General features: G+C 70.1%; 24 protein-coding genes. 19 read left to right on the top strand and 5 right to left on the bottom strand.

Translation table 11 applies throughout. The annotated features are described in order from the left end of the window. From BJ998_RS34835 to BJ998_RS34825, 3 genes are read right to left on the bottom strand one after another with little or no spacing between them, the layout of a single operon-like run. Nucleotides 1–261 (bottom strand): acyl carrier protein, encoded by a 261-nt coding sequence (locus BJ998_RS34835; RefSeq protein WP_184867551.1) that lies wholly within the window; start codon nucleotides 259–261, stop codon nucleotides 1–3. Beyond that, a complete protein-coding gene (locus BJ998_RS34830) occupies nucleotides 258–1,535 on the bottom strand; it encodes a type III PLP-dependent enzyme (RefSeq protein WP_184867550.1) in 1,278 nt (425 codons plus the stop codon). Before BJ998_RS34830 ends, BJ998_RS34835 begins: the two co-directional genes overlap by 4 nt. Next, nucleotides 1,532–4,372: a condensation domain-containing protein gene (locus BJ998_RS34825; RefSeq protein WP_184867549.1), complete on the bottom strand. Its 2,841-nt coding sequence runs from the start codon at nucleotides 4,370–4,372 to the stop codon at nucleotides 1,532–1,534. The genes BJ998_RS34830 and BJ998_RS34825 overlap by 4 nt, the downstream gene beginning before the upstream one ends. Before the next feature lie 221 nt (nucleotides 4,373–4,593). Between BJ998_RS34825 and BJ998_RS34820 the strand changes: the two genes are divergently transcribed. From BJ998_RS34820 to BJ998_RS48775, 13 genes are all read left to right on the top strand, one after another. Beyond that, complete coding sequence (locus BJ998_RS34820; RefSeq protein ID WP_184867548.1) at nucleotides 4,594–4,737, top strand: hypothetical protein; 144 nt, start codon at nucleotides 4,594–4,596, stop codon at nucleotides 4,735–4,737. A 125-nt stretch (nucleotides 4,738–4,862) separates the two neighbouring features. Further along, nucleotides 4,863–5,420 (top strand): acyl-CoA dehydrogenase family protein, encoded by a 558-nt coding sequence (locus tag BJ998_RS34815; protein ID WP_184867547.1) that lies wholly within the window; start codon nucleotides 4,863–4,865, stop codon nucleotides 5,418–5,420. After that, nucleotides 5,417–6,496 carry an acyl-CoA dehydrogenase family protein gene (locus BJ998_RS34810; protein ID WP_184867546.1) on the top strand — a complete coding sequence of 360 codons (1,080 nt, stop codon included), beginning with the start codon at nucleotides 5,417–5,419 and terminating at the stop codon, nucleotides 6,494–6,496. Before BJ998_RS34815 ends, BJ998_RS34810 begins: the two co-directional genes overlap by 4 nt. After that, nucleotides 6,483–6,977: a hypothetical protein gene (locus tag BJ998_RS34805; RefSeq protein WP_184867545.1), complete on the top strand. Its 495-nt coding sequence runs from the start codon at nucleotides 6,483–6,485 to the stop codon at nucleotides 6,975–6,977. Before BJ998_RS34810 ends, BJ998_RS34805 begins: the two co-directional genes overlap by 14 nt. After that, nucleotides 6,974–7,429, top strand: coding sequence for a GNAT family N-acetyltransferase (locus BJ998_RS34800; RefSeq protein ID WP_184867544.1), 456 nt, complete (start codon nucleotides 6,974–6,976; stop codon nucleotides 7,427–7,429). The genes BJ998_RS34805 and BJ998_RS34800 overlap by 4 nt, the downstream gene beginning before the upstream one ends. After that, nucleotides 7,422–7,868, top strand: a complete 447-nt coding sequence (locus BJ998_RS34795) for a GNAT family N-acetyltransferase (protein WP_184867543.1) — start codon at nucleotides 7,422–7,424, stop codon at nucleotides 7,866–7,868. The genes BJ998_RS34800 and BJ998_RS34795 overlap by 8 nt, the downstream gene beginning before the upstream one ends. Next, a complete protein-coding gene (locus tag BJ998_RS34790) occupies nucleotides 7,865–8,440 on the top strand; it encodes a GNAT family N-acetyltransferase (RefSeq protein WP_246489813.1) in 576 nt (191 codons plus the stop codon). Before BJ998_RS34795 ends, BJ998_RS34790 begins: the two co-directional genes overlap by 4 nt. After that, nucleotides 8,437–11,424 (top strand): S41 family peptidase, encoded by a 2,988-nt coding sequence (locus BJ998_RS49315; RefSeq protein ID WP_184867541.1) that lies wholly within the window; start codon nucleotides 8,437–8,439, stop codon nucleotides 11,422–11,424. The genes BJ998_RS34790 and BJ998_RS49315 overlap by 4 nt, the downstream gene beginning before the upstream one ends. Beyond that, a complete protein-coding gene (locus BJ998_RS49310; protein ID WP_184867540.1) occupies nucleotides 11,421–12,146 on the top strand; it encodes a 4'-phosphopantetheinyl transferase family protein in 726 nt (241 codons plus the stop codon). Before BJ998_RS49315 ends, BJ998_RS49310 begins: the two co-directional genes overlap by 4 nt. 73 nt (nucleotides 12,147–12,219) lie before the next feature. After that, nucleotides 12,220–13,137 (top strand): hypothetical protein, encoded by a 918-nt coding sequence (locus BJ998_RS34775; protein WP_184867539.1) that lies wholly within the window; start codon nucleotides 12,220–12,222, stop codon nucleotides 13,135–13,137. A 127-nt stretch (nucleotides 13,138–13,264) separates the two neighbouring features. Next, nucleotides 13,265–13,981, top strand: coding sequence for a G1 family glutamic endopeptidase (locus BJ998_RS34770; protein ID WP_184867538.1), 717 nt, complete (start codon nucleotides 13,265–13,267; stop codon nucleotides 13,979–13,981). Nucleotides 13,982–14,145: 164 nt separating this feature from the next. Beyond that, entirely contained in the window at nucleotides 14,146–15,981 is a 1,836-nt protein-coding gene (locus BJ998_RS34765; RefSeq protein WP_312890470.1) for an FUSC family protein, read from the top strand. Between the two features lie 67 nt (nucleotides 15,982–16,048). Beyond that, the gene (locus tag BJ998_RS48775) at nucleotides 16,049–16,426 is read left to right on the top strand and encodes a ClpX C4-type zinc finger protein (protein WP_184867537.1); all 378 of its coding nucleotides are present in this window, start codon (nucleotides 16,049–16,051) and stop codon (nucleotides 16,424–16,426) included. Here the strand turns inward: BJ998_RS48775 and BJ998_RS34755 are convergent. Next, entirely contained in the window at nucleotides 16,394–16,774 is a 381-nt protein-coding gene (locus tag BJ998_RS34755) for a hypothetical protein (protein WP_184867536.1), read from the bottom strand. The two genes, BJ998_RS48775 and BJ998_RS34755, sit on opposite strands and share 33 nt — an antisense overlap. Nucleotides 16,775–16,907: 133 nt before the next feature. Between BJ998_RS34755 and BJ998_RS34750 the strand changes: the two genes are divergently transcribed. The 4 genes from BJ998_RS34750 to BJ998_RS34735 all read left to right on the top strand — a co-directional run bounded on the left by BJ998_RS34750 (nucleotide 16,908) and on the right by BJ998_RS34735 (nucleotide 21,455). After that, nucleotides 16,908–17,693 carry an alpha/beta fold hydrolase gene (locus BJ998_RS34750; RefSeq protein ID WP_184867535.1) on the top strand — a complete coding sequence of 262 codons (786 nt, stop codon included), beginning with the start codon at nucleotides 16,908–16,910 and terminating at the stop codon, nucleotides 17,691–17,693. Between the two features lie 165 nt (nucleotides 17,694–17,858). Then, the gene (gene ggt / locus BJ998_RS34745; protein WP_246488714.1) at nucleotides 17,859–19,658 is read left to right on the top strand and encodes a gamma-glutamyltransferase; all 1,800 of its coding nucleotides are present in this window, start codon (nucleotides 17,859–17,861) and stop codon (nucleotides 19,656–19,658) included. A gap of 119 nt (nucleotides 19,659–19,777) precedes the next feature. Continuing rightward, nucleotides 19,778–21,007, top strand: a complete 1,230-nt coding sequence (gene thrS, locus BJ998_RS34740) for a threonine--tRNA ligase (protein ID WP_281393403.1) — start codon at nucleotides 19,778–19,780, stop codon at nucleotides 21,005–21,007. A 34-nt stretch (nucleotides 21,008–21,041) separates the two neighbouring features. Next, the gene (locus BJ998_RS34735) at nucleotides 21,042–21,455 is read left to right on the top strand and encodes a RidA family protein (protein WP_184867532.1); all 414 of its coding nucleotides are present in this window, start codon (nucleotides 21,042–21,044) and stop codon (nucleotides 21,453–21,455) included. Here BJ998_RS34735 and BJ998_RS34730 read toward each other — a convergent pair. Beyond that, the gene (locus tag BJ998_RS34730; RefSeq protein WP_184867531.1) at nucleotides 21,442–22,458 is read right to left on the bottom strand and encodes a YeiH family protein; all 1,017 of its coding nucleotides are present in this window, start codon (nucleotides 22,456–22,458) and stop codon (nucleotides 21,442–21,444) included. The two genes, BJ998_RS34735 and BJ998_RS34730, sit on opposite strands and share 14 nt — an antisense overlap. Before the next feature lie 72 nt (nucleotides 22,459–22,530). Here BJ998_RS34730 and BJ998_RS34725 point away from each other — a divergent pair, with 72 nt between their 5' ends. Both BJ998_RS34725 and BJ998_RS34720 read left to right on the top strand, forming a co-directional pair. Next, a complete protein-coding gene (locus tag BJ998_RS34725; protein ID WP_184867530.1) occupies nucleotides 22,531–23,286 on the top strand; it encodes a GntR family transcriptional regulator in 756 nt (251 codons plus the stop codon). A 273-nt stretch (nucleotides 23,287–23,559) separates the two neighbouring features. Next, nucleotides 23,560–24,702 carry an HNH endonuclease signature motif containing protein gene (locus BJ998_RS34720; protein ID WP_184867529.1) on the top strand — a complete coding sequence of 381 codons (1,143 nt, stop codon included), beginning with the start codon at nucleotides 23,560–23,562 and terminating at the stop codon, nucleotides 24,700–24,702. The last annotated feature ends 31 nt before the right edge of the window (nucleotides 24,703–24,733 follow it).

The raw sequence follows: 24,733 nt of genomic DNA, 5'->3' as shown, positions 1-24,733 counted from the left end.
TCAGACCGCGGCCTTGGCGAAGCCGTGCTCGATGTAGTCGGTCAGGCTGCCGACGGTCTGGAACACCTCGGGGCCCAGCTCGTCCGGGTCGATCTCCAGGCCGATGGTGTCCTCCAGCGACATCAGCAGCTCGATCACGCTGGTGGAGTCCAGGGCCAGGTCCTCGAACAGGCGGGAGGACGGCGACAGCTCGCCGACCTCCTTGTTCAGCACGGCCGACAGGGCGACGCGCAGGTGCGCGACGATCTCTTCGCGGTTCATCGGGACTGCCTTTCACTGGGAGTGTTGACCAGAATCTGGTGCCGGAGCAGGTCCTCCGGCTCGTCGCGGCGACGCACCAGGTGCGCTTCGCCGCCGGTGACAAGGACCTCGGCCGGGTAGCCGTGGCTGAGGAACAGGCCGGGCGAGGCCGTCGGCCCGTACGCGCCCGAGTTGAGGATGCCGATCAGGTCGCCGGGCCGCAGGGCCGGCAGGTCGGCGTGCTTGAGCACCGAGTCGTTGGGCGTGCACAGCGGGCCGGTGACGTTCCACGACTCCGGCTCGCCCACGTCCTCGCGGCTGGACAGCAGCGCCGCCGGGAAGTTGCGCTTGACGAACGAGCCGATGCCGACCGCGGCCATGTGGTGGTGGGTGCCGCCGTCCGCGATGGCGAAGCGCTCCCCCATCGACTCCTTCACGTACCGCACGCCCATCACGTAGACGCCGGCGCGGCCGGCCAGGAAACGGCCGGACTCCATGATCAGCCGGGTCTCCGGGTGCGCGCCGACGAACTTGTCCAGCAGCGGGTTGATCTCGGTGGCCACGTCCACGGCGTCGATGTCCTGCTCGCCGTCGAAGTAGGCCACGCCGAGGCCGCCGCCGATGTCCACGGTGTCCAGTCGGATGTTGCACGTCTCGGCGACCCGCTCGGCCAGGTCGAGGATGTAGCGGGTGTTCTTGCCGACCACGTCCGCGTCCAGGATCCGGGTTCCCATGTACACCTGGATGCCGGCGACGTCAGCGTGCAGGTACTTGGCGGTGAGGTCGCCGGCGGCCAGCACCTGCGCCTCGTCGATGCCGAACTGCCGGGGCTTGCCGCCCATCGTCAGCCGCGAGCCGCTGATCGCGCAGGTCGGGTTGATCCGCAGCAGAACCCGCTGGTAGACGCCCCACTGCGCGGCGATCCGCTCGATGTGGTCGAGCTCGTCGAAGGACTCGCAGACGATGGCGTAGACGCCGGTCTCCACGCAGGCCCGCAGCTCGCACTCGCTCTTGCCGGGACCGAGGAAGATGATGTCCTCCGGCGCCGTGCCGGCCTGCAACGCCGTGCGCAGCTCCACCAGAGACGACACCTCGGCGCGGGCGCCGCCGGCGCGCAGCGCGGCGTACACGCTGACGTTCGGGTTGGCCTTGAGCGAGTAGAAGATCTCCAGCTTGGGGTGCAAAGCGTCGCGCAGCCCGGTGACCGTGTCGGTGAGCACGTCACCGTCGTAGACGTAGAGCGGCGTGCCGAACCGCTGCGCCAGCTCCTCGTACTCGATGCCCTGGATCCTCATGACTGGTTCCCCACCATTCTCTGCAGGCGTGCTTCGGCTTCCTGGCGCAGTTCCAGCGCGGCCTCGGCGCTGTCGGCGACGCAAATGGCGTAGAGCCGGCCGTGGAAGTTGCCGCCGGTGGCGCCGGCGTTGAGCGTCGCGAAGTTGTTGACCAGCACGCCGGTGGTGCGGCCGTCGTCCAGCAACAGGTCACCGAGCGCCTCGGCGACCTCGGTGAAGGTGTGCACCCGGGACGGGCGCAGCCCGAAGGTGGCAGCGATGGCGTGCGCGCCGTCGGGGATGAACCGCTCGGCGATCCGGCTCTGGTAGGTCGACATGTTGAACCGGGCGTTGATCTCCAGGCACGGGTAGAGCGTGCCGTCGGTGGCGAGCATCGCGTCCACGCCGACGAGGCCGAAGTAGCCCTCCTCGTGCAGCGCCCGGCCGATCTTCTGCACGGCCTCCTGGAGCTCGGCGGCGGCGACCGGCGGCAGCTCGACCGGGAACCGGTGGCCCTGGTGCACGCCGTCGGAGAGCACAGCCGCCTTCACGGTCTCGAAGCGCACGTTCCCTTTGCGGGACACCACGAACTGGTAGTTGAGGTCCTGCGCGTGCTCGATCCACGTCTCGACGACGAGGTTCGCCGGCGCGTCCAGGCCGCGGCGCTCGATCAGCCGCAGCAGCCGGGTCGCGCCGCGCTCGTCGGAGACGACGACCATGCCTCGTCCCGACACGCCAAGGGATTCCTTGACGACAACGCGGCCGCCTTCGGCCAGCAGCTCGGTCAGCGCCGGGCGGAGCTCGCCGACCGTGCGCACGATCCGACCCGGAACCTCTCTGATGCCGATGTTCTCCACCAGCTGGCGGCTGAAGATCTTGCCGTTGACCGCCTTGCACGTCTGGGCGGTGGTGCCGGCCAGCGGCAGCCCGGTCTCCTTGGCCAGCTCCTCCTCGGCCGCGGAGATGCCCAGCGGCATCAGGTAGGTGCGGCCGTCGGCCAGCTTGCGCAACTCGTCCAGCAGCAGCGGGGAGTTGAGCGCGTCCTCGGTGACCATCAGCTCGGGGTTGCTGTTCTCGGCCGACAGCGTGCGGCCGGCGGCGGCGCCGAGCCGGCCGAGGTAGGCGGCGAACTCGTCGTCCATCGCGGCCTTGAGCACCACCACGTCGCCGGTGTCGGCCAGCAGCGCGCCCATCTCCTCCATGCGGTTCACCGTCGCGCCGGCGAACGCGATGCCGGCGCCGGGCAGCTTCGGCTCGCCGACCGCCCAGCTCCGCTCCACCTCGAAGTTGTTCACGAACACGAAGCGGGCGTGTTCGTCGCCGGTCAGGTCCTTCTTCAGTCGTTCGACGAAATTCATCGCTCTCCTCAGTTCGTCGGCGATCGTCCGCAGGGGGCGCGCGCTGGCGAGCCGGCCGAGCGACACGTCGTCCCATCCCTTGTCCCGCAACGCCTGTGCCGTTCGCGGCAGCAGCAGCGCGCGGCCGCCGGCCGCCAGGTAGCTGACGGTCGGGTCCACCTCGTGCAGGCCGTTGACCTCGGCGACGGCCTCGACCAGCGCCCGTTCCGCTCCTTGCTCGGGACGGACGGCTTCCGTTGTCCTCACGGGCTTTCCGGGCCGCTCCGAGAAGGACGGGGCCTGCCCGGTCCGCAACAGCGCGGCGTAACCGCGCAGGAAGCGCTCCACGTCGTCGCGGCCCATCACGTCCGCCATCGCCTGCAGGGCCAGCGTCGTGCCGTCGCACCACTCGTAGACGCGGAAGTAGGTGTCGGAGCCGGACTTGGCCCAGTTGACCGGTTCCGCGTTCCAGACGAAGCGGTCCCGCTTGGCGCGGCAGGACCTGGGCGCGTAGTTCAGGAAGTTCAGCTCCGACTCGACGCGCGGCTCGCCGGCCTGCGCGACGAGCTCGACGACCAGGTCGTACGGCACGTGCGCGTACGCCATCGCCTCCTCGACGCGTTCCGCGGCCCGCTCGAGCACTTCGGCGAAGCTGCCGGCGGTGTCGATGACCACCAGCGTCGGGTAGGAGGCGCAGCCGAGCACGTTCTCGTAGCCGCTGGATTCCCGCTGGCTGGTGTACATCCGGAAGGCGATGCGCGGCTCACCGGTGTAGGCGGCGACGGTCATCGCGTACGCGGCGAGGTGCACCGCCGACGGCCAGACCTTGTGCTCGCTGGCGATCGCGCGGGCCGTGGCCAGCAGCGACGGCACCGTGAAGGATGCCGCGTGCGAGCCCTCGGCGCCGGTGCGGCGGTTGGCGTAGATGTCCTTCGGCAGCTCGGAGGCGGTGCGCCGCCAGTGGTCGAGCGACCTCTCCGCGGAGAGTGTGGCCTCGTGCCGGGCCAGGTCGACCGGCTGGTGAACGACCGGCGGCAACTGGATCGGGCGGCGCGCGATTCGCGCGGCCAGCACCGTGTCCAGCTCGGCGGTCAGCGTGCCGAGGCTGACGTCGTCCAGCGACAGGTGGTTGAACACCAGGTGCAGCCGGCGCACGGCGTCGCCGTCGGCGATCACGCCGGCGCGGATCGGCCATTCCCTGCTGATGTCGAACGGTTCCTCGGTGAGCCGCTTGATCAGCTCGGCCGGCTTGTCCCCCGCCACGTGCACGGTCGGCGCCGACGGCGGCTGCACGACCTGCTGCGGCCATGGTGTCGCCAGCAGATCGTATACAGTCCGCAGGATCTCGTGTCGGCGCACCAGGTAGGTCAGCGCGGACCGCACGTGATCGACCGTGGTGCCGGGCGGCACCGGGTGATTGATCGCGATGTGCATGTCGTGCCGGGCATCGGCCGGCGTCTGGAGGTAGTGCAGCACGTGGTGCCGCTGCCCCCAGCACAGGTCCGCGCTCTTCGCGACCATCGTGACCTCCGAACCGCTCGTCCAAGTAGCCAGATAGTGACCCCGAAATTCGCGCCGCGGCAGTGTTCCGCGCTGTCATGTTGTTTCCGGGAAATAGCTGTCAGCCTGATCCGTTGACACCGACCGGTCCGGCACGCGAATCTTTTGGGGCCCCGACGGAGCGGCAAGATGGCGAAGCCGGGGAAATCAATCAACACACCAAGGAATGAGGCGCGAACACGATGCCGAACACCAAGGCCGCGGTCAAGCAGTCCGTCAAGCAGAGCGTGAAGCAGTCCGTCAAGCAGTCGGTCAAGCAGAGCGTGAAGCAGTCGGTCAAGCAGTCCGTGAAGCGGTCGGTCAAGGAGTCCGTGAAGCAGTCGTGATGTGCGGCGGTGCGGCGGGTGCGATTCCCGCTCGTCGCACCGCCGAGTCTCGCCTCGTTTTCCGGGGGAATGCGCCGGTTCACTTCCGGCGCATTCCCCCGAATACTCGCGTCCGGAGGAACTCGATGCGCCACACCATCGCGGAATGCGAACGGGCCGGCCACGACGACGGCCTTTCCGCCGGCCTCGCACTCAGCGGCGCGGGCCTCGACAACGCACCCGGCCGGGTGGCCGCGGTGCCTTCTGTTTCCGTGCCGGCGGGCGCGACTGTGCTGCGCGAGGAGCAGGGCGTCAGCTTCGTGCGCACGGAGCCGCGGTCGGGTCCGGAGCTGACGGCGATCGCGGCGCGGCTGGCCGGGGTTCGGCTCGGGCTGACCCGGCGGCTCGCTGGGCGGGTCGTCGAGCATCTGTCCGGGCGCACCGTCGGCGGCGAACCGACCATCGGCAAGCAACTCGTGCAAGGCGCCTTGGCCGACGCACATGTCGCCGCCGAGGCTGCCCGCCGCACGCTGGCCGTCGCCGACGACTGTCCGGACGCCGTCCGGGACGTGCACAACCGCTTGACCGCAGCGGACTGGGAGCTCGCGAAGTTACTGGGGGCCAGTGGCTTCGTCGATGGTGGCGCGATGTTCGGCGTGCACCTGTCCCGGCTCACCGCGAACTGCTGGGTCGGTGCCGCATGACTTCGCTGGACGAACTCCAGGGCCTCGCCGCCGAACTGGCGGCCGAGCTGCGCCCACACGCCTTGGCCGTCGACACCGGTTCGACGCCGGACATCCCCGCGCTGGACGTCATCCGCGACATCGCAACGCCGCCCCGGTTCCGCGGTTCCGACCTGCCCAAATGCGCCGAGCTGTACACGGAGACGTGCCTCGCGCGCACGGCCGCCAACATCGAGTTCTCCCGGGGCGACGCCGGCGTGCTCAACATCTGCCGCGCCCCCTCGCTCGCCGGCCTGGCCGTCGACGCGCTGGGCAGCCCGTCGCAGCAGGAGGCGTTCTACCGTGTGCTGGCCGACGAGCGGCCGTGGACGTTCTTCGGCATGACCGAGCCCGGGTGCGGTAGCGACGCCACCGCCATGCAGACCCGGCTGGACAAGGACTTCCGCCTGCATGGCGGTAAGAAGTACGTGGCCAACGCTCATCGCGGCGGCATCGGCGTGGTCTTCGCGCGCACCGGCCCTACCCCGCTGTCGATCCGCGCGGTGATCGTGCGCAACCCGAGCCCCGGCTACACCGGCCGCGCGCTGACGATGTTCGGCCTGCGCGGCGCGGCGCTCGGCGAGATGACGTTCGACGGCGTGGAGCTTGACCGAGAGGCGCTGCTGGGCGCGCATCTGCCGGCCTCGCGGCGCGGGATCTGGGGCGCCAGTAGGACGTTCAACGTCATGCGGCTGCAGATCGGCGCGCAGGCCCTCGGCGTTGCCCTGGCGATCAGCGATTACGTGCACGCTCTCCGTCCACAGTGGAAGACGCTGATGGCGACGAGGCTGGAAGCCGCCCGGGAACTGCTGCTCGACTGTGCTCACGATGTCGACAACAACCCGGACGACCGCCGTGCGCCGTCCGTCGGCAAGCTGCACGCCACACACCTGGCGATCGAGACCGCGCGCTGGGCCGAGTCGGCGCTCGAACCCGGTGCCCTGCTTGAGCACCCGCTGCTGGAGAAGTGGTGCCGGGACGTGCACGCCTTCGAGTTCATGGACGGCACCAGCAACATCCAACGCCTCACCATCGGGACGGGCCATGACGACAACTGAGCTGCCGCGCTGGTCGAGCCGGCCCTACTCGGACGCCGACCGGGACGCCGTGCTGGCGCTGTACACCGAACCGGACTTCTACTTCCGCACCGGCGACCCGGACACCCGCCCGGAGTGGGAGATACTCTCCCTGCTCGACGAGGACACGCACGTCCTGCTCGCCGACGGCTCAGTTGTCGGCCTCTACGCCGTCGAGTCCGAGGCCAACAACGCCTGCCACTACAGCATGCAGATGCGGTTGACGGCTTCGGCTCCGTTGGCCTGGTGGCAGTCGGCCTTCCAGGAGCTGCTGCGCGCCAACAGCTGGCGGCGCGAGGTGGTGCGGTTGGCGCTGCGTTTCGACGAGTTCGACTCCCGTGGCCTGGCCTTCGCCCGCTCCGCCGGCTTGCGCGAGGAGGGCACGCTCGGCGCCGTCACAGTGCACGAGGGCCGTCGCTACGGATACGTGTCGTTCGCCCAGATCTGGGAGCCCATCTCATGAGACTGCGTGGATACCGAAGCGGCGACGCCGACCTGCTCGCCGGCCCGTGGTTGGCGGGCGAGCTCCTCGGGCTGCCCCTTGCCGACTGGCCCCCGCTCGCCTCCCCCACCCGCGTGCCCCCGCCCACCGACCCCAGCCAGGAGCTCTGCATCGCGCCCGGTCTCGGCTTCGTGCGGTACACGTCGTTGGACTGGGTGCACCGCCGCGCCCGCGTCGAGCTCGGCCTGCACAGCGTCGAGGGCCTGGACGTGCTGCTGAAGACCGTGGTGGAGCACGGATTCCGGACGCTCAATCTGAGCCGCGTCTACGGCTGGGTGACGCCGGTGCTCGACCCGCCGACCGGCTTGCTGGCCGATGTCGGGTTCCGGCGGGAGGCGGTCGTGCCGGAGGGCACGTGGCTGGACGGCCGGCCGGTGGATCGGGAGATCTGGGGAGCGGTGCGCAATGACTGAGATCCAACGCCTCGACCCCGATGCTGCGGTCGCCGAGCTGCGTGCCTCGGCCGACTCCGCCCGCGGCTTCCTCGGCCTCGATCCCGTGACCCAGAACGACGCCCTGCTGACCGCCGAGCTGGAGGCGTTGGAGGCTCAGCTGTTCAGCGCCGGCGAGACGCTGGTCGGCTTCGCGCCCAACGCCGATCAGCCGCGTCAGGCCTACGTGGCCAGCACCTCGGCGGACCCGGAACCGCTGCGGGCGTTGCTGGAGTTCCTGACCACCTACCAGCGGTGCACGACGTTCGTGGCGATGGTGCCGGACGGCGCCGTGGCCGCCGCCGGCTTCACGGCCTGCGGCTTCGAGCAGGTGGGGGTGCTGCCACGACACCGCTGGCAGAACTACGACTGGCAGGACGTCCTGGTCTACGTGGGGAGGGCGGACTCGTGCCGTTCATGACGGTCCGGCACTTCACCGAGGCGGACATCCCGATCCGCACGGAGTTGCTGCGGGAGAACAAGTACCAGACCAACCTGAACGACTTCGCGATGTCGGCCGACGACCGCGCGCTGGCCGACGGCATGCGGCGGACCATCGCCGAGCAGCACCACACCAAGCGGCTGTTCACCATGTGCGGGTCGAAGGGCCAGGTGGTCGGCTTCTCGTGGATCACGTCCATCGACTGGCGCAGCCAGACCTGCGAGCTGTCGTTCGCGGTGCTTCCCCGCTACCGCAGCGGTTTCGGTTTCAAGGCGGTGGAGGCGGCGCACGAGTACCTGCGCGAGCAGCTGCACATGGACGTGATCATCAACCAGGTGTTGTCGCACAACACGATGATGTTGTCCGCCAGCGAGCTGGAGGCCAACGCGCAGGTTCGGGCGGAGTACGACTCCTACACGGTCGGCCAGTGGCGCACGGCGTGCTACTGGACGGTGACCCGCGAAGATGTGCGTAGTCGCAAGGAGCGGGAGTGGGCCCGCCGGCAGGAGATCGCCGACCGGGTTCGAGCGGGAGTGCAGGGGTTGTCGTGACCGGATACCTGCGCTTCCCGACGATCGCCGGCGACACCGTCGTCTTCACCTGTGAGGACGACCTGTGGTCGGTGCCGGTCGGCGGCGGGAGCGCGCGGCGGCTGACCGCCGGCGTGTCGGAGGCCAGCCGCCCCCGGCTGTCGCCGGACGGCTCGCTGGTGGCGTTCATCGGCGCCGACGACGGGCCGTCCGAGCTGTACGTGATGCCTGCTACCGGCGGGCCTTCGCGTCGGTTGACGTACCAGGCGGCGCGGTGCGTGACGGTCGGCTGGCACCCCGCCACCGGCGAGATCATCTACGCCTCGACGGCCTCGCAGCCGGCGGGTTTCGGCTTCCGTTTGTTCGCCGTGTCGCCTACTGGTGGGCTGCCCCGGCTCCTGCGGCCGGGCATGGCCGACGCCATCGCCTTCGGTCCGGACGGGCGGGTCGTGGTCGGCCGGAACACAGCGGATCCGGCGCGGTGGAAGCGTTATCGTGGTGGCCTCGCCGGTGAGTTGTGGACCTCCTCCACGGTGGACGGACCTTTGACGCCGTTGCTGTCGCTGCCGGGCAACCTGGCCAACCCGTGCTGGGTCGGGGAACGGATCTTCTTCATCAGCGATCACGAGGGCGTCGGCAACGTGTACTCGTGCCGCCCGGACGGCACGGATCTGCACCGGCACACCGATCACCGCGAGTACTACGCCCGCAACCTCTCGTCCGACGGCCGGCGCCTGGTGCACCACGCCGGTGCCGAGCTTTTCCTGCTGGACGAACGCCTTCCCGTCGAGGTCATCGGCTCGCGGTCGCAGTGCGCCCGGCGGATCGTGTCGGCCTCGGCCCACCTCGAAGACGCCCGTCTCAGCCATGACGGCAAGTCCGTGGCCGTGGGCGTACGCGGCAAGGCGTACACCATGGCCCCGCGGACCGGCCCGGTTCGCCAGCACGGCACCGCGGATGGCGTGCGCTACCGGCTCCTGGACTGGCTCTCCGACGGCCGCTTGGTCGCGGTCGCCGGCGACTCCGAGCCAGAGGAGCGGCTGGTCGTGCTCGCTGGTGGCGAGACCACCGTCCACATCGGATCCGTCGGCACCATCACCGAACTCGCCGCCGCCCCCGGTGGCGGCATGGTCGCGTTCGCCACGAACCGCCAGCAGCTGTGGGTCGTCGACGTCGACGAGAAACAGCCACGGCTGCTCGACCACAGCCCGCACGAGCGGATCGAGGACCTGGCGTGGTCGCCGGACGGGCGCTGGCTGGCGTACACCTTCCCGCTGACGCCCCGCACCTCGGCGATCAAGGTCGCGGAACCGGCACAGGGCGTCACTGTCCAGGTCACCGAGCCGGTACTGCGGGACTCGAAGCCCGCCTTCGATCCCGGCGGACGGTACCTGTACTTCGTCGGACAGCGGGACCTGGCTGTCGACCACGACCAGGTGCAGTTCGACCTCGGCTTTCCCTATGCCGGCCGGCCGTACCTGATCACGCTGCGCACCGAGGAGCCGCCGCCCTTCGAGCACTCTGTCCGGGAACCCCTCGCTGAGGTCGAGATCGACTTCGCCGGCATCGACCACCGCGTGCTGCCGCTTCCCGTGTCGGAAGGGCGATACGTCAAGATCGTCGGCCTGCCCGCCAAGGTACTGCTGCACTCGGTGCCGCTCGCCGCGCCGGACATCGACCAGCCCGAGGCCACACCGGACGGCATCGCCACCCTCGTCGACCTGACCACCGGCGAGGTCGAGTTGGACGTGCTCAGCCCCGTCGACGAGCTGAGCACCGACGCCCGCGGCGAAACCCTGCTCTACCGCCACGAGGGCGCCGTGCACCTGGTGAAGTCCGAGGACATCGCCGAGGACGACGAAGCCCAGGAGATCGACCTGTCCCGGATCAAGGTCGCCGTGCAGCCGGAATCCGAGTGGCGGCAGATGTTCCGCGAGACGTGGCGGCTGCAGCGCGAGGGATTCTGGGACGCGGCGATGAACGGCGTCGACTGGGACGCCATGCACGACCGGTACGCGAAGCTGCTGGACAAGGTCGCCACCCGGGCGGAGCTGTCGGACCTGCTGTGGGAACTCCAGGCGGAGCTGGGGACCTCGCACACGTACGAACGAGGCGGCGAGTACCGGCCGACTCCCAACCACGGTCAGGGTTTCCTCGGCGTGGACTGGGATTCCGCCTGGCGCATCGGCGACATCCTGCGCGGCGACCCGTGGAACCCGCGCGCGACCTCGCCGTGCAACCGTCTCGGCGCCGACATCCGGGTCGGCGACCAGCTCGTCGCGATCAACGGCCAGCCGGTGACCAACCCGGGCGAACTCCTTGTCGGCCAAGCCGATCGCGAAGTCGAGCTGACCCTCGTCCGCGACGGCGTCAGCCGTTCCGTGACGGTGAAGGCGCTGGCCAGCGAAGCCGCCGTCCGCTACCGGGACTGGGTCGACGGAAACCGCGCTGCCGTCAGGGAAATGTCCGGCGGCCAGCTCGGGTACGTGCACGTGCCCGACATGAACGCCGGCGGCTACGCCGAGTTCGTGCGGGGCTTCCTGACCGAGCTGGAGTGCGAGGGGCTCATCGTCGACGTCCGGTTCAACGGCGGCGGCCAGATCGCACCGTTGCTGCTGGACCGGTTGGCACGCAGGCGTTTCGGCACTGAGACCGGCCGGTGGAGCTTGCCGACGCCGTACCCGCCGGAGGCCCCACGAGGGCCGATGGCGCTGCTGGTGAACGAGCACACCGGCTCCAACGGCGAGATCTTCGCGCAGGGCTTCCGGTCCCTCGGGCTCGGCCCGATCGTCGGCCGGCGGACCTGGGGCGGTGTGATCGCCACGTGGCCGCGGCACGGGCTCGTCGACGGCACCGTCACCACCCAGCCCGAGTTCCGGTACGTGCTGGACGGGCAGGTGCTGGAGAACCGGGGCGTGCTGCCGGACGTCACCGTCGACGACGAGGACCGCCAGCTCACCGCGGCCGTCGCGGCACTCGTCCCGACCCCGCAGCTGACGCCGTGAACCCGGGCGAGGTCCATGTCTGGCTGGTGCCGGTGCGTCCCCGCGCCGGCTGGCTGGCCATGCTGGACGAGGAGGAGCGGCAGCGCGCCGCCAAGCTGGCCAGCACGCCGGCCGGCGACACGTTCGTCACTTCCCGGGCCACGCAACGACTTGTCGGCTCGCACTACCTCGGGATCCCGCCCGCCGACATCGTCACCGACCGCACCTGCAACCACTGCGACACCGGTGCCCGGCACGGCCGCCCCCGCTTCCGTGACGCCGGCATCGACTACTCGGTCTCCCACACCGAACACTGGGTGATCATGGCCGTCACCGGCAGCGGGCTCGTCGGCGTCGACATCGAGGACCTGCGCGCCGCCCCCGATCCCGACGGCCTCGCCCGCGCGTGCCTGACCAGCGAGGAGCGCCGTCACTTCGATGCCCTGCCGTTGGCGGAACGCGCCCCGTGGCTGGTGTCGGCGTGGACCCGCAAGGAAGCGGCCATGAAGCTCACCGGCCTCGGCCTCCGCGCCCCACCCAAGCGGCTCGACGTCAGCGGCTCCGTCGTCGCCACCGCCGTGCCGCGGTGGCCTGCTGCCGCCGTGCACCTGCACGACATCCACGCCCCTTCGGGGCATCTCGCCGCCCTGGCGACGACGGTGCCGCTGCGGGAGGTCCGCTCCGCCACCCTCGACGACCTGGAGATCTTGTCTGCCCGAAACCGACATTCGGTGTGTCTGTAAGCGTGACTCGCCGAGTTCGACATCCGACGGTCGGCCCTGGTCGGGGGCGGCGCGGGGGCTCTACCGTCGGCGGATGGACCGCCAGCTGGCCGCCGCGCTGGAGTCGGGGTCGTTCGCGCACGGGTTGCGGACGGCGATCCGGATGCGGGGCCTGACGTTGGAGCAGGTGCAGCACGAGCTGGTCGACCGGGGCGTGGTGGTCAGCTCGGTGACGCTGTCGTACTGGAGCCGGGGCCGCAGCCAGCCGGAACGGGCCGAGTCGATCAAGGCCGTGAAGCTGCTGGAGGGCATCCTCGACATGCCGGCCGGTTCGCTGACGGCGCTGCTGGCCCCGCCGCGGCCGAGGGGTCCTCGCCGCGCGCACGTGGCCGTCAGCATCGATCGCGGGCGACTGTGGAACGAGGCGCACCGGCTGGACCGGGTGATGGCGCAGCTGGGCTCGCTGGACGAGGAACGCCTGTGCCTGCTGTCCGTGCACGACCGGTTCCAGCTGGACGAGCACCGCCGCCCGATCCAGCTGTCGATCACCGAGGTCATTCGTGCGCAACGGGATCGGGTCGACCGGGCGCTGGTGATCTTCCAGGGCCGGGAGCTGGGCCGGACGCCGAGGCTCACCGTCGCCCGCGGCGGCTGGCCGGGGCGGGTCCGCATCGACGAGGGCGCCGGCTTCCTCGTCGCCGAGGTGATGCTGGACCGCGTCATCGACCGCGGCGACACGGCCGTCATCGAATGCGCGCTCCAGCACGGCGGACAACCCGAGCCGATGACCGACTACGACCGGCGGCTGCCGTACGCGACCCGCAGTTATCTGCTGGAGATTGAATTCCATCCGGCGGCCATGCCCGTTCGCTGTCACGCCACCACGCGGCCCACCATCGAGAACACCCGGCGCGATGTCCGCGAGCTCATGCTCGGCGGCGCCCCGCACGCCCACCTGGCGTTGTTCGACGTCGAGCCGGGCATCCACGGCCTGCGCTGGGAATGGGACTAACAGTTTCGAACAGAATAGCCGAGTGCCCGAAACACTGTTTCCCGCAATGCGGGAGCCGCGCTTGTCCTGATTCGATCCGCGCCTTTACCGTCCGTGTCCCCTGCATCTTTGGACGGAGTTCCCTGCCATGCGCGTACCCCTGATCGCTCTGGTTCTCGGCACGTCCCTGCTCGTTCCCGCGCACGCCGGCCCCGTCGGCGCGCCCGCCGGCCACTCCGACGGCACCACCGCGACCCGCACCAACGACCACTGGAGCGGCTATTCCGCGCACTCCAGCACCTACAGCACCGTCTCCGCCAGCTGGACCGAGCCGTCGGTCGACTGCCGCACCGGCGGCGAGGTCGTGTTCTGGGTCGGCCTCGACGGCGACGGCAACGACAACGTCGAGCAGACCGGCACGCATGTGCTGTGCCGCAACGGCAGGGCCGTCCACACCGGCTGGTGGGAGACCTACCCCTGCTACAACATCATCGACTACGGCCACCCCGTGCGGGCCGGCGACAAGATCGACGCCACCGTCACCGACAACGGCAACGGCACCTACCGGCTGTACCTGCGGGACGAGACCCAGGGCTGGACCGAGCAGCCCGACAAGCGGGCCTGCTCCGGCGCCGGCGACGTGTCGGCCGAGGTCATCACCGAGACGCCCATCTACCCCAACGGCCCCTCCGCCCTGGCCAACTTCGGCACGGTGACCTACACCAACGTCAGCGTCAACGGCCGCCCGCTCAGCACCGCCGGCCCGCAGGCCATCAACATGGTCCGCCACGGCCGCACCATCGACACCACGTCGGCGATCAGCGGCGGCACCCAGTTCAGCAACACCTGGCTCGCCGCGAGCTGACCGCCCGCAACACCCCCGCCCCAGCCTCCCCTCGCCCGCCCCCCGCCGGTACGTGAGTGGCTCGCTTCGCTCCGGCGACGACGTGAGCCACTCACGTACACCCTCGGCTCCATGCCGGTGGGGCGTCGCTCCGGAAACCCACCGGCCCCGATAGATTCCGGCGGGTGAAGGCACTGGCGCAGGGCGCGGGCATGCTCGTGGTGATCGTGATCGTCGTGGGCAGCGCGGCCGGTGTCGGGGCCGTGCTGGGGCTGGGCGGCGTGACGATCCTGGCCGGCCTGACGGCGCTGTTCTGTTTCATCGCGGCCAACGGCGGCCCGCTGCGAGCGGATCTCAAGTTGCTGGCGGCGTTCGCCCCGGCGGTGATCATCGGCGGTGCGCTGCCGAGGCTGCTGGGCGAGGTGTCGCACATCGCGGCGATCGCGGCGCTGGTGGTCGTGGTGTTCGTCGCGGCGCTGCTGCCGGTGTTCGGGACGCGCTTCGTGACGGTGGGCCTCGGCCTGGGCATGGCCTCGGTCTTCGGCTACGGCTATCAGCTCACCGGCGGCACGAGCGGCTGGCAGATCATCGCGGCGCCGGCGATCGCGGTGGCAGTGGTGATCATCCTGCGCATGCTGATGGGCGCGAGCGACCCGGACAAGCCGACTCGGGTGGCGCTGGCGGCTGCCCTCACGGGCACCACCGGCGCGGCGGAGCGGGCGGCCAGGGTGTGGCTGGCGGACCGGCCCCGAGTGTGGCAATCCCGTGTTCTCAGCGCCGGGGCACGGTTCGGGGCCACCATGGGTGTCCTCAAAGGACGTCTGCAGGCGCTGCCGGCCGAGCAGTCGGCGGCGCTGGGCGAGGTCATCCAAGCGGCGAACGACCAGATGGCGACGCTGGCGGAGGCCGTCAAGGCGAAGTCCACTCCGGACGATCTGCCGCCGGTGGAACGCAAGCCCCCCAAGGTTGCGTTGCCCGGCGCGACCGAGCGGCTCGTGGACGATCTGTGGCGCCTGATCGACACTGTGCACGATGCCGTCACCACTCGCGACCGGTCCACGTCGAACTTCCCCCGGCACTTCGTTCGCCAGGCGCTGCGCCGCGAGTTGGAAGGCGCCTTCTCGTGGCGTTCGGCGCAGCTACGGCACGCGATCCGCTGCGCCCTCGGCATGACCATCGCGCTGACGATCGCCGCGTTCCGGCCGGGCGACCCGCTGACCGTCTCGTTCCTGATGACCACGTTCGCGATCATGCAGCCCGAGTGGCGCGACACGCTCGACAAGGCGTGGCAACGGGTCGGTGGCGCGTTGGCCGGCGCGGCGGCGCTGGCGCTGGTGCTGTGGCTGCTGCCGCAGTCGGCGCTGATGCCGGTCGCCCTGGTGGCGCTGCTGATCGGCTTCCCGTTCATGCAGGCCCAGCCAATGCTGTTCAACGGCTGCATGGTGTTTCTCAGCGTCGGCCTGAACGCGTCCACCAAGCACCTCGACCCCGTCTCGACGCTGATCGAGTACGTGCTGCTGATGGCCGGGGCCGTCGCGATCGGCCTGCTGTTCGGCTTCCTCGCGGTGCCGGGCGTGCCGCGTCCGCCGCTGAGCGCGCGGTTCGCCGACGCGACGACCGAACTCCAGCGGCTGCTGCGCATGGTGTCGAACCTGCTCCGCGGCGACGAGGTGCTGGGCCGCACGGTCGGCGTCCGCTTCCGCGACGCCGCACGGGCGCACCAGAACCTGGTCGCGCCCGCGCCGGGCAGCAAGGCGCCGGCCACCGACCAGCAGGAGGCGCTGGACGAGGCCGGTGAGGGCCTGCGCGGCCTGGCCGCCTCGTCGCTGGCGCTGTTCCGGCTCGGCAACACCGCCCCCGCGCTGGCCGACTTCACCGCCGACGCGGCCCGCGCCCTCGATGACGGCGTCGAGCCGCCACGGCCGCCGGCCGACCTCGACGACGAGCAGCGGCTGATCGCGGACATGGTCGTCGCCGACCTCCTGCGCGTGCAGCACGCCCGGCCGCAACTCGTCCGATAAAACTGTCAGGAGCTACCTGACAAACCGCCCCTTCCCGCGCTAGCGTGTCAGGCACAACCTGACATGAATGGGGAGGGACACCGTGCTGAGCTGTTCGTTCTGCACGAAGGACGAGGACCACGTGGCCAAGCTGATCGCCGGCCCCGGCGTCTACATCTGCGACAACTGCGTCGAGCTGTGCAACAAGGTCCTCGCCGAGGAGAAGTCGGCGGGACGCGTGCCGGAGTGGGCGGAGCTGTCCGACCAGGAGATGCTCGACAAGCTCCCGCGCATCGCCGGCACCATGGCCCAGGTGGAGGCCGGCCTGGACCAGTGGGTCGGCGAGCTGCGCCGGCGCGGCGTGACCTGGGTGCGCATCGGCGAGAAACTCAGCATGACCAGGCAGTCCGCGTGGGAACGGTTCACGAAGCCGTCAGCCGAGGCCGGGGAGGATCGGGCCGAGTAGCCCGCCGTCGTCGGTCGTCGTCGTGGTGGACGTGCCGCCGGTCGTCTTCGTCGGCTTCGGCGGCTTGGGCTTGGACGTCTTCGTCGGCCGGGTGCCCGTGGTCGTCGTCGACGTGGTCGTGCTGGTGGTCGTCGTCGTGGCGGTGGGCCACGACGACGACCGCGACGGCCGGCCGGCGCTCGTGTGGATCACGGGCGCGGGCGCCACGGGACCGGTCGATGTCGTCGTCTGCACGGGGGCCTGCTGGCCCTGGAAGTCCGTGGTGGCCGGGGGCGGCATCTTGACGAACGCCATGCCCAGCACCACGCCGGCGATCGCGGACACCACAAGCGCGGTGCTCGCGCTCATCGCGCGGTCGAACGGGGTACTCGCGGCCCGGCTCACTTCTGCGCCCTCTCGTAGTCGGTCACCAGTGGGTACGCGCGCGGACACGCACAGGTTCAGCCCGTTCGGGAAGCGCCTACCGGTCTAACCTGGTCGAGTGGCTCTGGGGCGGATCACAGTTGACGGTGGCGAAATCCACTACGAGATCGCGGGCACGGGCAGCCCGGTCGTGCTGCTACACCCTGGCGCTCTGAGTTCGAGGACCTGGGACCGTGAGTTCGAGCTGCTGACGGCCGAACACACGGTCGTCCGCTACGACGCGCGCAACCACGGCCAGTCCTCGACGGCCACCGAGCCGTACGCCAACCACGACGACCTGCGCCTGCTGCTGGACGGGCTCGGCATCGACCGGGCCAGCCTGGTCGGCATGTCCCTCGGCTCGCGGACGTCCGTCGACTTCGCGCTGGCCTGGCCGGACCGGGTCGACCGGCTGATGCTGAACTCCCCCGGGGTCAGCGGCATGACGTTCAAGGACCCGTTCATCCTCGACCAGCTGGAGCGACTCCAGGCCGCCCAGAGCGTCGAGGACGTCGTCGACGCGCTGCTGCGGATGTGGGTGGACGGGCCGCACCGCGCGCCGGGGCAGGTCGACCCGGAGGTTCGGGCGCGCTGCGAGCGGATCAAGACCGACACCGTCTCCCGGCACGGGACCGGCTGGCGGATCCGGCCGGTCGAGGTCGGTGCGATCGACCGGCTGGCCGAGCTGGCGATGCCCATCACCGTGGTGCTGGCCGACCTCGACTCGCCGGACATCGCCGACGTGGTCGAACGCATCGTCGGTGACGCCAAGCGGGCCGAGCTGGTGACCGTGTCCGACGCGGGCCACATCGTGAACCTGGAGCAGCCCGAACGCTTCGCCGAGATCCTGCTCAAGTCCGTCTGAAGTAGACGGTCCCCGCACCCTTCACCGGTTTGTCGCAGCGTGACCCGGGCGCAAGCCTGGCCAGCACGGCAAGTGGGCGAGTAGAACATGGAGATCTGTTCGAAGAGCGGAAGGATCGCCATGCGACTACGCCGCAGCGTCAGCTCGGTACTGTCGGTAGGGCTCATGGCCGGCCTCACCCTCGTGGCCGGCGCGGCGCCGGGCTCGGCGCGACCCGCCCCGGTCAAGCACGCGGTCGCACAGGGCTACTTCGGCGCGGTCGTCTCGGACACGCCGGAGTCGACCCAGGCCGGCATCGACGTGCTGCGCCGGGGCGGCACCGCCGCCGACGCCGCGGTCGCGGTGGCCGCGACGCTCGGCGTCACCGATCCGTACGTGGCCGGCATCGGCGGCGGCGGATTCCTGGTGTACTACGACGCCCGCACCCATCAAGTGTCCACAATAGACGGACGCGAGACCACGCCGGCCGCCGACGGCCAGAACATGTTCGTGGATCCGGCGACGGGCAAGGCCTACGCGTTCCCGACGGCCGTCACCAGCGGCCTGTCCGTGGGCGTGCCGGGCAACCTGGCCACGTGGCAGCGGGCGCTGCAGCGCTGGGGCCGGTTCAGCCTGGCCGACGACCTGCGGCCGGCCGAGGAGGTGGCCGACCGCGGCTTTGTCGTCGACGCCACGTTCCAGGAGCTGACCAGGGAGAACGCCGCCCGGTTCGCGCAGTTCTCCTCCTCTGCCGCGCAGTATCTGCCCGGTGGCCAGCTGCCGGTGGTCGGCTCCACCATGCGCAACAAGGATCTGGCCGACACGTACAGGGAGATCGGCCGCAAGGGCAGCGGGGCGCTGTACGGCGGCTCGATCGGGCGTGACCTCGTGGACGCCGTGCAGCATCTGCCGCTGGCGCCGGGCGCGACGCTCAAGCCCATCCCCGGCCCCATGCAGCTGTCCGACCTGAGCTCGTACCAGGCGCTGGACACGGCGCCGACGCACGTGAACTACCGCGGCTACGACGTGTACGGCATGGCGCCGTCGTCCAGCGGCGGCATCACCGTCGGCGAGTCGCTGAACATCCTGTCCAACTTCGACCTCAAGAACATGGACCGGGTGCAGGCGCTGCACCACTACCTGGAGTCGAGCCGGCTGGCCTTCGCCGACCGCAACCGCTACATCGGCGACTCGCGCTACGTTTCGGTGCCGCAGCAGCAGTTGCTGTCGCCGCAGTTCGCCGCCAGCCGGGCCTGCCTGATCGACCCGAACAAGGCCGGCACCAGCCCGGTCGCGCCGGGCAACCCCGCCTCGCCGGGCAGCTGCGCCAGCACGACCGCCGCGTCCAGCAGCGACCAGGAGAACCACACCAACCACTTCGTGGTCTCCGACGCCTTCGGCAACGTGGTGTCGTACACCAACACCATCGAGGAGCTGGGCGGCAGCGGCATCGTCGTGCCGGGCCGCGGTTTCCTGCTCAACAACGAGCTGACCGACTTCAACTTCACGCCGACCCAGGGCTCCGCGCCGGACCCGAACCTGCCGGCGCCGGGCAAGCGTCCGCGGTCCAGCATGTCGCCGACGATCGTGCTGCAGCACGGCAAGCCGTTCCTCGCGGTCGGCTCGCCCGGCGGCTCCACGATCATCACCACCGTGCTGCAGATCCTGGTCAACCGGATCGACTTCGGCATGCGGCTGGAGGACGCCATCGCCGCGCCGCGGGCGTCGCAGCGCAACACGGCGGCCACCACGGCGGAACCGGCGTTCATCGCCGCCGCGACCACGCCGGGGCTGCAGGCGCTGGGCCAGACGTTCACGATCAACGACACGTCACCGCTGGATCCGACGATCAAGATCGCGCCGACCATCGGCGTGGCCTCCGGCCTGGAGTTCAAGCCGGGCGGCCGGGTCATCGCGGCGGGCGAGCCGTCGCGGCGCGGCGGAAGTGCGGCCGCGGTCGTGCTGACGACGTGCTACTGTGACTGACATGCAGCGCGCCAACGTCACGACGACGCCGGACACAGTCCCGGCGCGCTGATCCACGTACAAGCGAAAGCCCCGGGGCGAGTGCCCCGGGGCTTTCGCTTTGTGGTCACTCTCCCCTTCTGGACGAGGAGACCACGATGCAGGACCACCGCAAGCTCGGCCGTGAACTGGGTCTGTTCGACACCGACCCGCTGATGGGCGCTGGTCTGCCGTACTGGCTGCCCGACGGCGCGGCGATTCGACACGTGCTCGAGGAGTACGTGCGCGACCTCGAACGCCGCGCCGGCTACCGGCACGTCTATTCGCCCGTGCTGGGCAAACGCGCGTTGTTCGAGCAGTCCGGGCACTGGTCGCACTACAACCACGACATGTTCCCGCCGATGGACGTCGGCGGCGAGCAGATGTTGTTGCGCCCCAGCCTGTGCCCGCACCACGCGCTGATCTACCGGTCACGGGCGCACAGCTACCGCGAACTTCCCTTGCGCATGGCCGAAATCGGCGGCATGTACCGCGCCGAGCTGTCCGGCGTGCTCGGTGGGCTGTCGCGGGTACGGGCCATCCAGCTCAACGACGCGCACGTGTTCTGCACCCCCGACCAGGTTCTCCGCGAGGCGCGGGCGGCGCTGGAGCTGATCCAGCGGGCGCACCGGGACCTCGGAATCAAGCCCGTGCGGTATCGGCTGTCGCTACGCGGGGACGGCGGCAAGTACGTGGACAATCCCGAGATGTGGCAACGATCCGAGGCGCTGCTGCGGGAGGTGCTGTCCGGCGTCGACCACGAGGAGGCTCCCGGCGAGGCCGCCTTCTACGGGCCGAAGATCGACATCCAGATCGCCGACAGCGCCGAGCGGGAGTCGAGCATTTCCACCGTGCAGGTCGACTTCCACCAGCCGGCGCGGTTCGACCTCAGCTACATCGGGGCGGACGGGGCGCGGCACCGGCCGGTGATGGTGCACCGGAGCCTGATCGGCAGCATGGAACGGGTGGTGGCGCACCTGATCGAGGTGCACGGCGGCGCTTTCCCGGCGTGGTTCGCTCCCGTGCAGTTGGCTGTCCTGCCGGTGTCGGACGACGAGTGGCCGGCGGCTGCGGCGGTGGCGCAGCGGTGCTTGGACCTCGGGTTGCGGGCTGAAGTCGTTGGGGTGGAACGGGGTTCCCTCGGCGCGCGGATCCGGGAGTCGCGATTGGCGCCGTACCAGGCGGTGATCGGGGCGAAGGAGGTCGCCAACGAGGAGGTGGCGTTGCGGCTGCGGGACGGCCGGCGGCTGGATTCGATGCCGGTGGACGAGGCGCTGGGCCGGATCGGCGCCTTGGTCGGCGCTCGGTCGTTGGAGTTGTGGGAAAGCTAGGCGGCGCCGCCGAGCCGCGGGTTAGGCTCCGATCATGATCCGTCGCTGGAATCCCCCGTCGGTTGCCGCGCCCGCCGGGCAGTACAGCCACCTGGCCGCCGTGCCGGCCGGGCACGAGCTCGTGTTCGTGTCCGGCCAGCTCGGGCTGCTGCCCGACGGCGCCCTGGCCGGGCCCGACGCGGAAAGCCAGACGCGGCAGGCATTGGCGAACATCCGGGAGCTCCTCGCGGCGGCCGGCGGCGGACCGGAGCACATCGTCAAGTTCCTGTCGCTGATCGCCGGCGTGGAGAACCTGGCCGGCAGCCGCGCCGCGCGGTCGGAGGTCTTCGCGGAGTGGTATCCGGACGGGGAGTTCCCGGCGCACTCGCTGATGGTCGTCACGCAGCTTGCCGCGCCGCAGTTCGCCGTGGAGATCGAGGCTGTGGCGGCGATTCCTACAGACCGGTGAGGGCCTGAAGGCCGAGGCTGCTTGCGGCGACAGCGATCCACAGCAGGCCGCCCAGCAGCAGCGGACGGGTGCCGGCCTTGCGCATGTCGGCGAACCGCAGGGACAGGCCGATGCCGGCCAGCGCCGTCGTGATCAGGAACGTGCCGAGAGTGGACAGCGCGGGGTGCCAGCTGTCCGGGATCAGGCCCGCGGTGTCGGTGGCCGCCGCGACCACGAAGCCGATCAGGAACAGCGGCACGATCCGGTGCCACGGCAGGTGCACCTCGTCGTCCCGGCGGGCCTTGAGGAACGCCAGCCCGATGACGATCGGGATGATCATCAGGCTGCGGGTCAGCTTGACGACGATCGCGTACGGGCCGGCGTCGCCGCCGTACGCGTAGGCCGCCGCGACCACCGACGAGGTGTCGTTGACGGCCGTGCCGCTCCACAGGCCGAAGGCGTGCGGGCTCAGGCCGAGCAGGTGGCCCAGCGGCGGGAAGAGCAGCACCGCCGCGATGTTGAAGGTGAAGATCGTGCCGATCGCGTAGGCGACTTCGGTGTCCTTCGGCTTGATCACCGCCGTCGTCGCCGCGATCGCCGACGCGCCGCAGATACCCGTGCCGACGCCGATCAGGGTCTTGGTGTCCGTGCCGACCTTGAGCCACTTGCCCAGCAGCCAGGCGCCGCCGAGCGCCACCGCCAGCGTGCCCAGCATGACCGGCAGCGACGACACACCCACGTGCACCACTTGCTGCAGCGACAGGCCCGTGCCCAGCACCACGATGGACAGCTGCAGGACGCCCTTCGAGGCCAGGGCGTATCCCGGCGCGAGCCGGCTCGACCGCAGCGGCTTGACGACCGTGGCCGCAAGGACGCCCAGGATGATCGCGAACACCGGTCCGCCCACCACGGGAGCGAGGAGGCCCAGGCCGGTGGCGACGGCCGCCACCAGCAGGGTCACAGCCAGGCCCGGAATGCGGTTCGCGACGTGCGTCTGCGGTGCCGCGACGATCGTCCGGGCCATGACCACCTCCTAATGTCCGTACATTTACGCTACGAGATGTCCGAACATTAGGCAACCGGTAGCGTTCCTCCCGTGGTGGGGCGCACATTGGACCGATCCGGGACGACACCGCTGTGGCAGCAGCTCCAGCACTCCCTGCTCGACCGACTGGCCGCCGGCGAGTTCGCCGACCACTTCCCCGGCGAGCTGGCGCTGGTCGAGGAGTACGACGTCAGCCGCTCCACCGTGCGACAGGCCCTCCGCCAACTCCGCGCCGACGGCGTCGTCGTCGCCAAACGCGGCCGCCAACCCCGGGTCGCCCCCGTCCCCGAGATCCACCAGCCCCTCGGCGCCCTGTACAGCTTGTTCGCCTCCGTCGAGGCCGCCGGGTTGTCGCAGGACTCGGTGGTTCGGGTGTTGGACGTGCGGGCCGACGCCTTGGTCGCCGAACGCCTGGGCCTGGAGGGCTCCACTCCGTTGGTCTACCTGGAGCGGCTACGGTTGGCCGGCGGCGAGCCCCTCGCCATCGACCGCGTCTGGCTTCCCTTCTCGGTGGCCTCCCCCCTGCTCGACGCCGATTTCCGGCACACCAGCCTCTACGGCGAACTCGCCTCCCGCACTGGCGTTCGCCTCGACGCCGGCCAGGAGGACGTCCATGCCGTCGTGCCGAGTCCGGCCGAGACCGCGCAACTACGGTGCCCGGCGGGGACGGCGTTGTTCGCCATCAACCGCCTCGGGTTGTCGCAGGGGCGGGCGATCGAGTGGCGGCAGACGCGGGTTCGCGGCGACCGCTTCGCGTTGACCGCCGAGTTCACGGCGCAGTTCGGGTATCGACTGACGCATAGGTAAGGGTATTACATATGTAGGTCGCGCGGATTTTGTGTGGAGCCTCTGGACGATGGCCTACGAGGGGCAATTCCGGGGCAGGCTCCGCCTGCCCCTCGCGCGGAGAGCTTAGGCCATCGTCCACCTCCACACAAAATCCACGCTTAGGTGTTCGGTGTCGATGGCGGGGTGGCGGCGGCGCGATTATGCATGAAACCCTACGGTGCGCCGATTATGCATGAAACAATCACCCGTTAGTGATTCGAGTTCGATCTTCGCCGCGCGTATTCTGGAGACATGAAAGAACTCACCCGTGAACTAGAGAATCAGGAACCCAGCGGGGACCTGTTCGATGTGATCATGGGTGTGGACTGGGCCAGGCTGGACACCGACCAGTTGGTGACGGCGTCCATTCTCGCCCGGAAGATCAAGGCCTTTGCCGAGTGGGTCGAGCTGGTCGCACTGCGCCGGATCGACGACATCACCGAGCTGGCCATGGCCCTCACCGAACCCGAGCAGACCGTGGCCCGGCGCAAGGAAGCCAGCGAAGTCCTGGAGACGCTACCTCGGTTGGCCGAGCTGCTAAGGCGTGGTGAGTTGGACTTCCGCCGACTGGACGCGGTGCGAGAGCGGGTCCAGCACCTGTCCCCCGACCTGGTCACCCAGGTCGAAGACGCCCTGGTCGGTGTGGCCGCCGGGTTGAACCAGACCCAACTGTGCCGCAAGACCACCGCCCTGGTCGCCCACGCCGACCCCGACGGCTACGAGCAGCGCTGTCGCAAAGCCACCAAAGACCGCCGGGTCGAGTTCTCGCCCTTGCCGGACGGCATGGCCAAACTGACCTGGATCCTGCCCGCCGCCGACGCCCACGTGGTGTTCCAACAACTCTGCAAAGACGCCAAAGCCCTCCCTGCCGACGACCGCACCACCGACCAGAAACGCTCCGATGTCCTGCTGGACCGCCTCCGGGGGACCAACCGCGACTGGAACGTCCGGACCTTCGTCACCCTCTCCATGGAAACCCTCATGGGCCTGACCAACAACCCCGGCCACCTCGCCGGCTACGGCCCCATCGCCGCCGACGCCGCCCGCGAGTTGGCCATGCACGGCCCCTGGCGCGGCATCCTCCTCGACCAGTACCGCCACGCCACCGCCATCACCACCGACACCTACCGCCCCACCACCCTGATGAAGGAATTCGCCCACGTGGCCGCCGGCGGAACCTGCACCGCCCCCGGCTGCGCCAGCCCCATCCAAGAGCTGGACCACATCACCCCCTGGCCACAGGGCGACACCGAGCCCGCCAACCTCCAAGGCCTCTGCCGCTGGCACCACCACCGCAAACACGACAACTACACCGTGACCAGGGACCCTAACGGCACCTCACACTGGACCACCCCCACCGGCCGCCATTACGCGACCCGCCCATTCGAATACTGACCCCCGGTTCTTTGACAACTCCACAGCGACC

It is taken from the genome of Kutzneria kofuensis, assembly GCF_014203355.1.
GTDB lineage: Bacteria > Actinomycetota > Actinomycetes > Mycobacteriales > Pseudonocardiaceae > Kutzneria > Kutzneria kofuensis.
The sequence above is the reverse complement of the archived record's forward strand: the minus strand, read 5'-3'. Positions and strand labels throughout refer to the sequence as shown.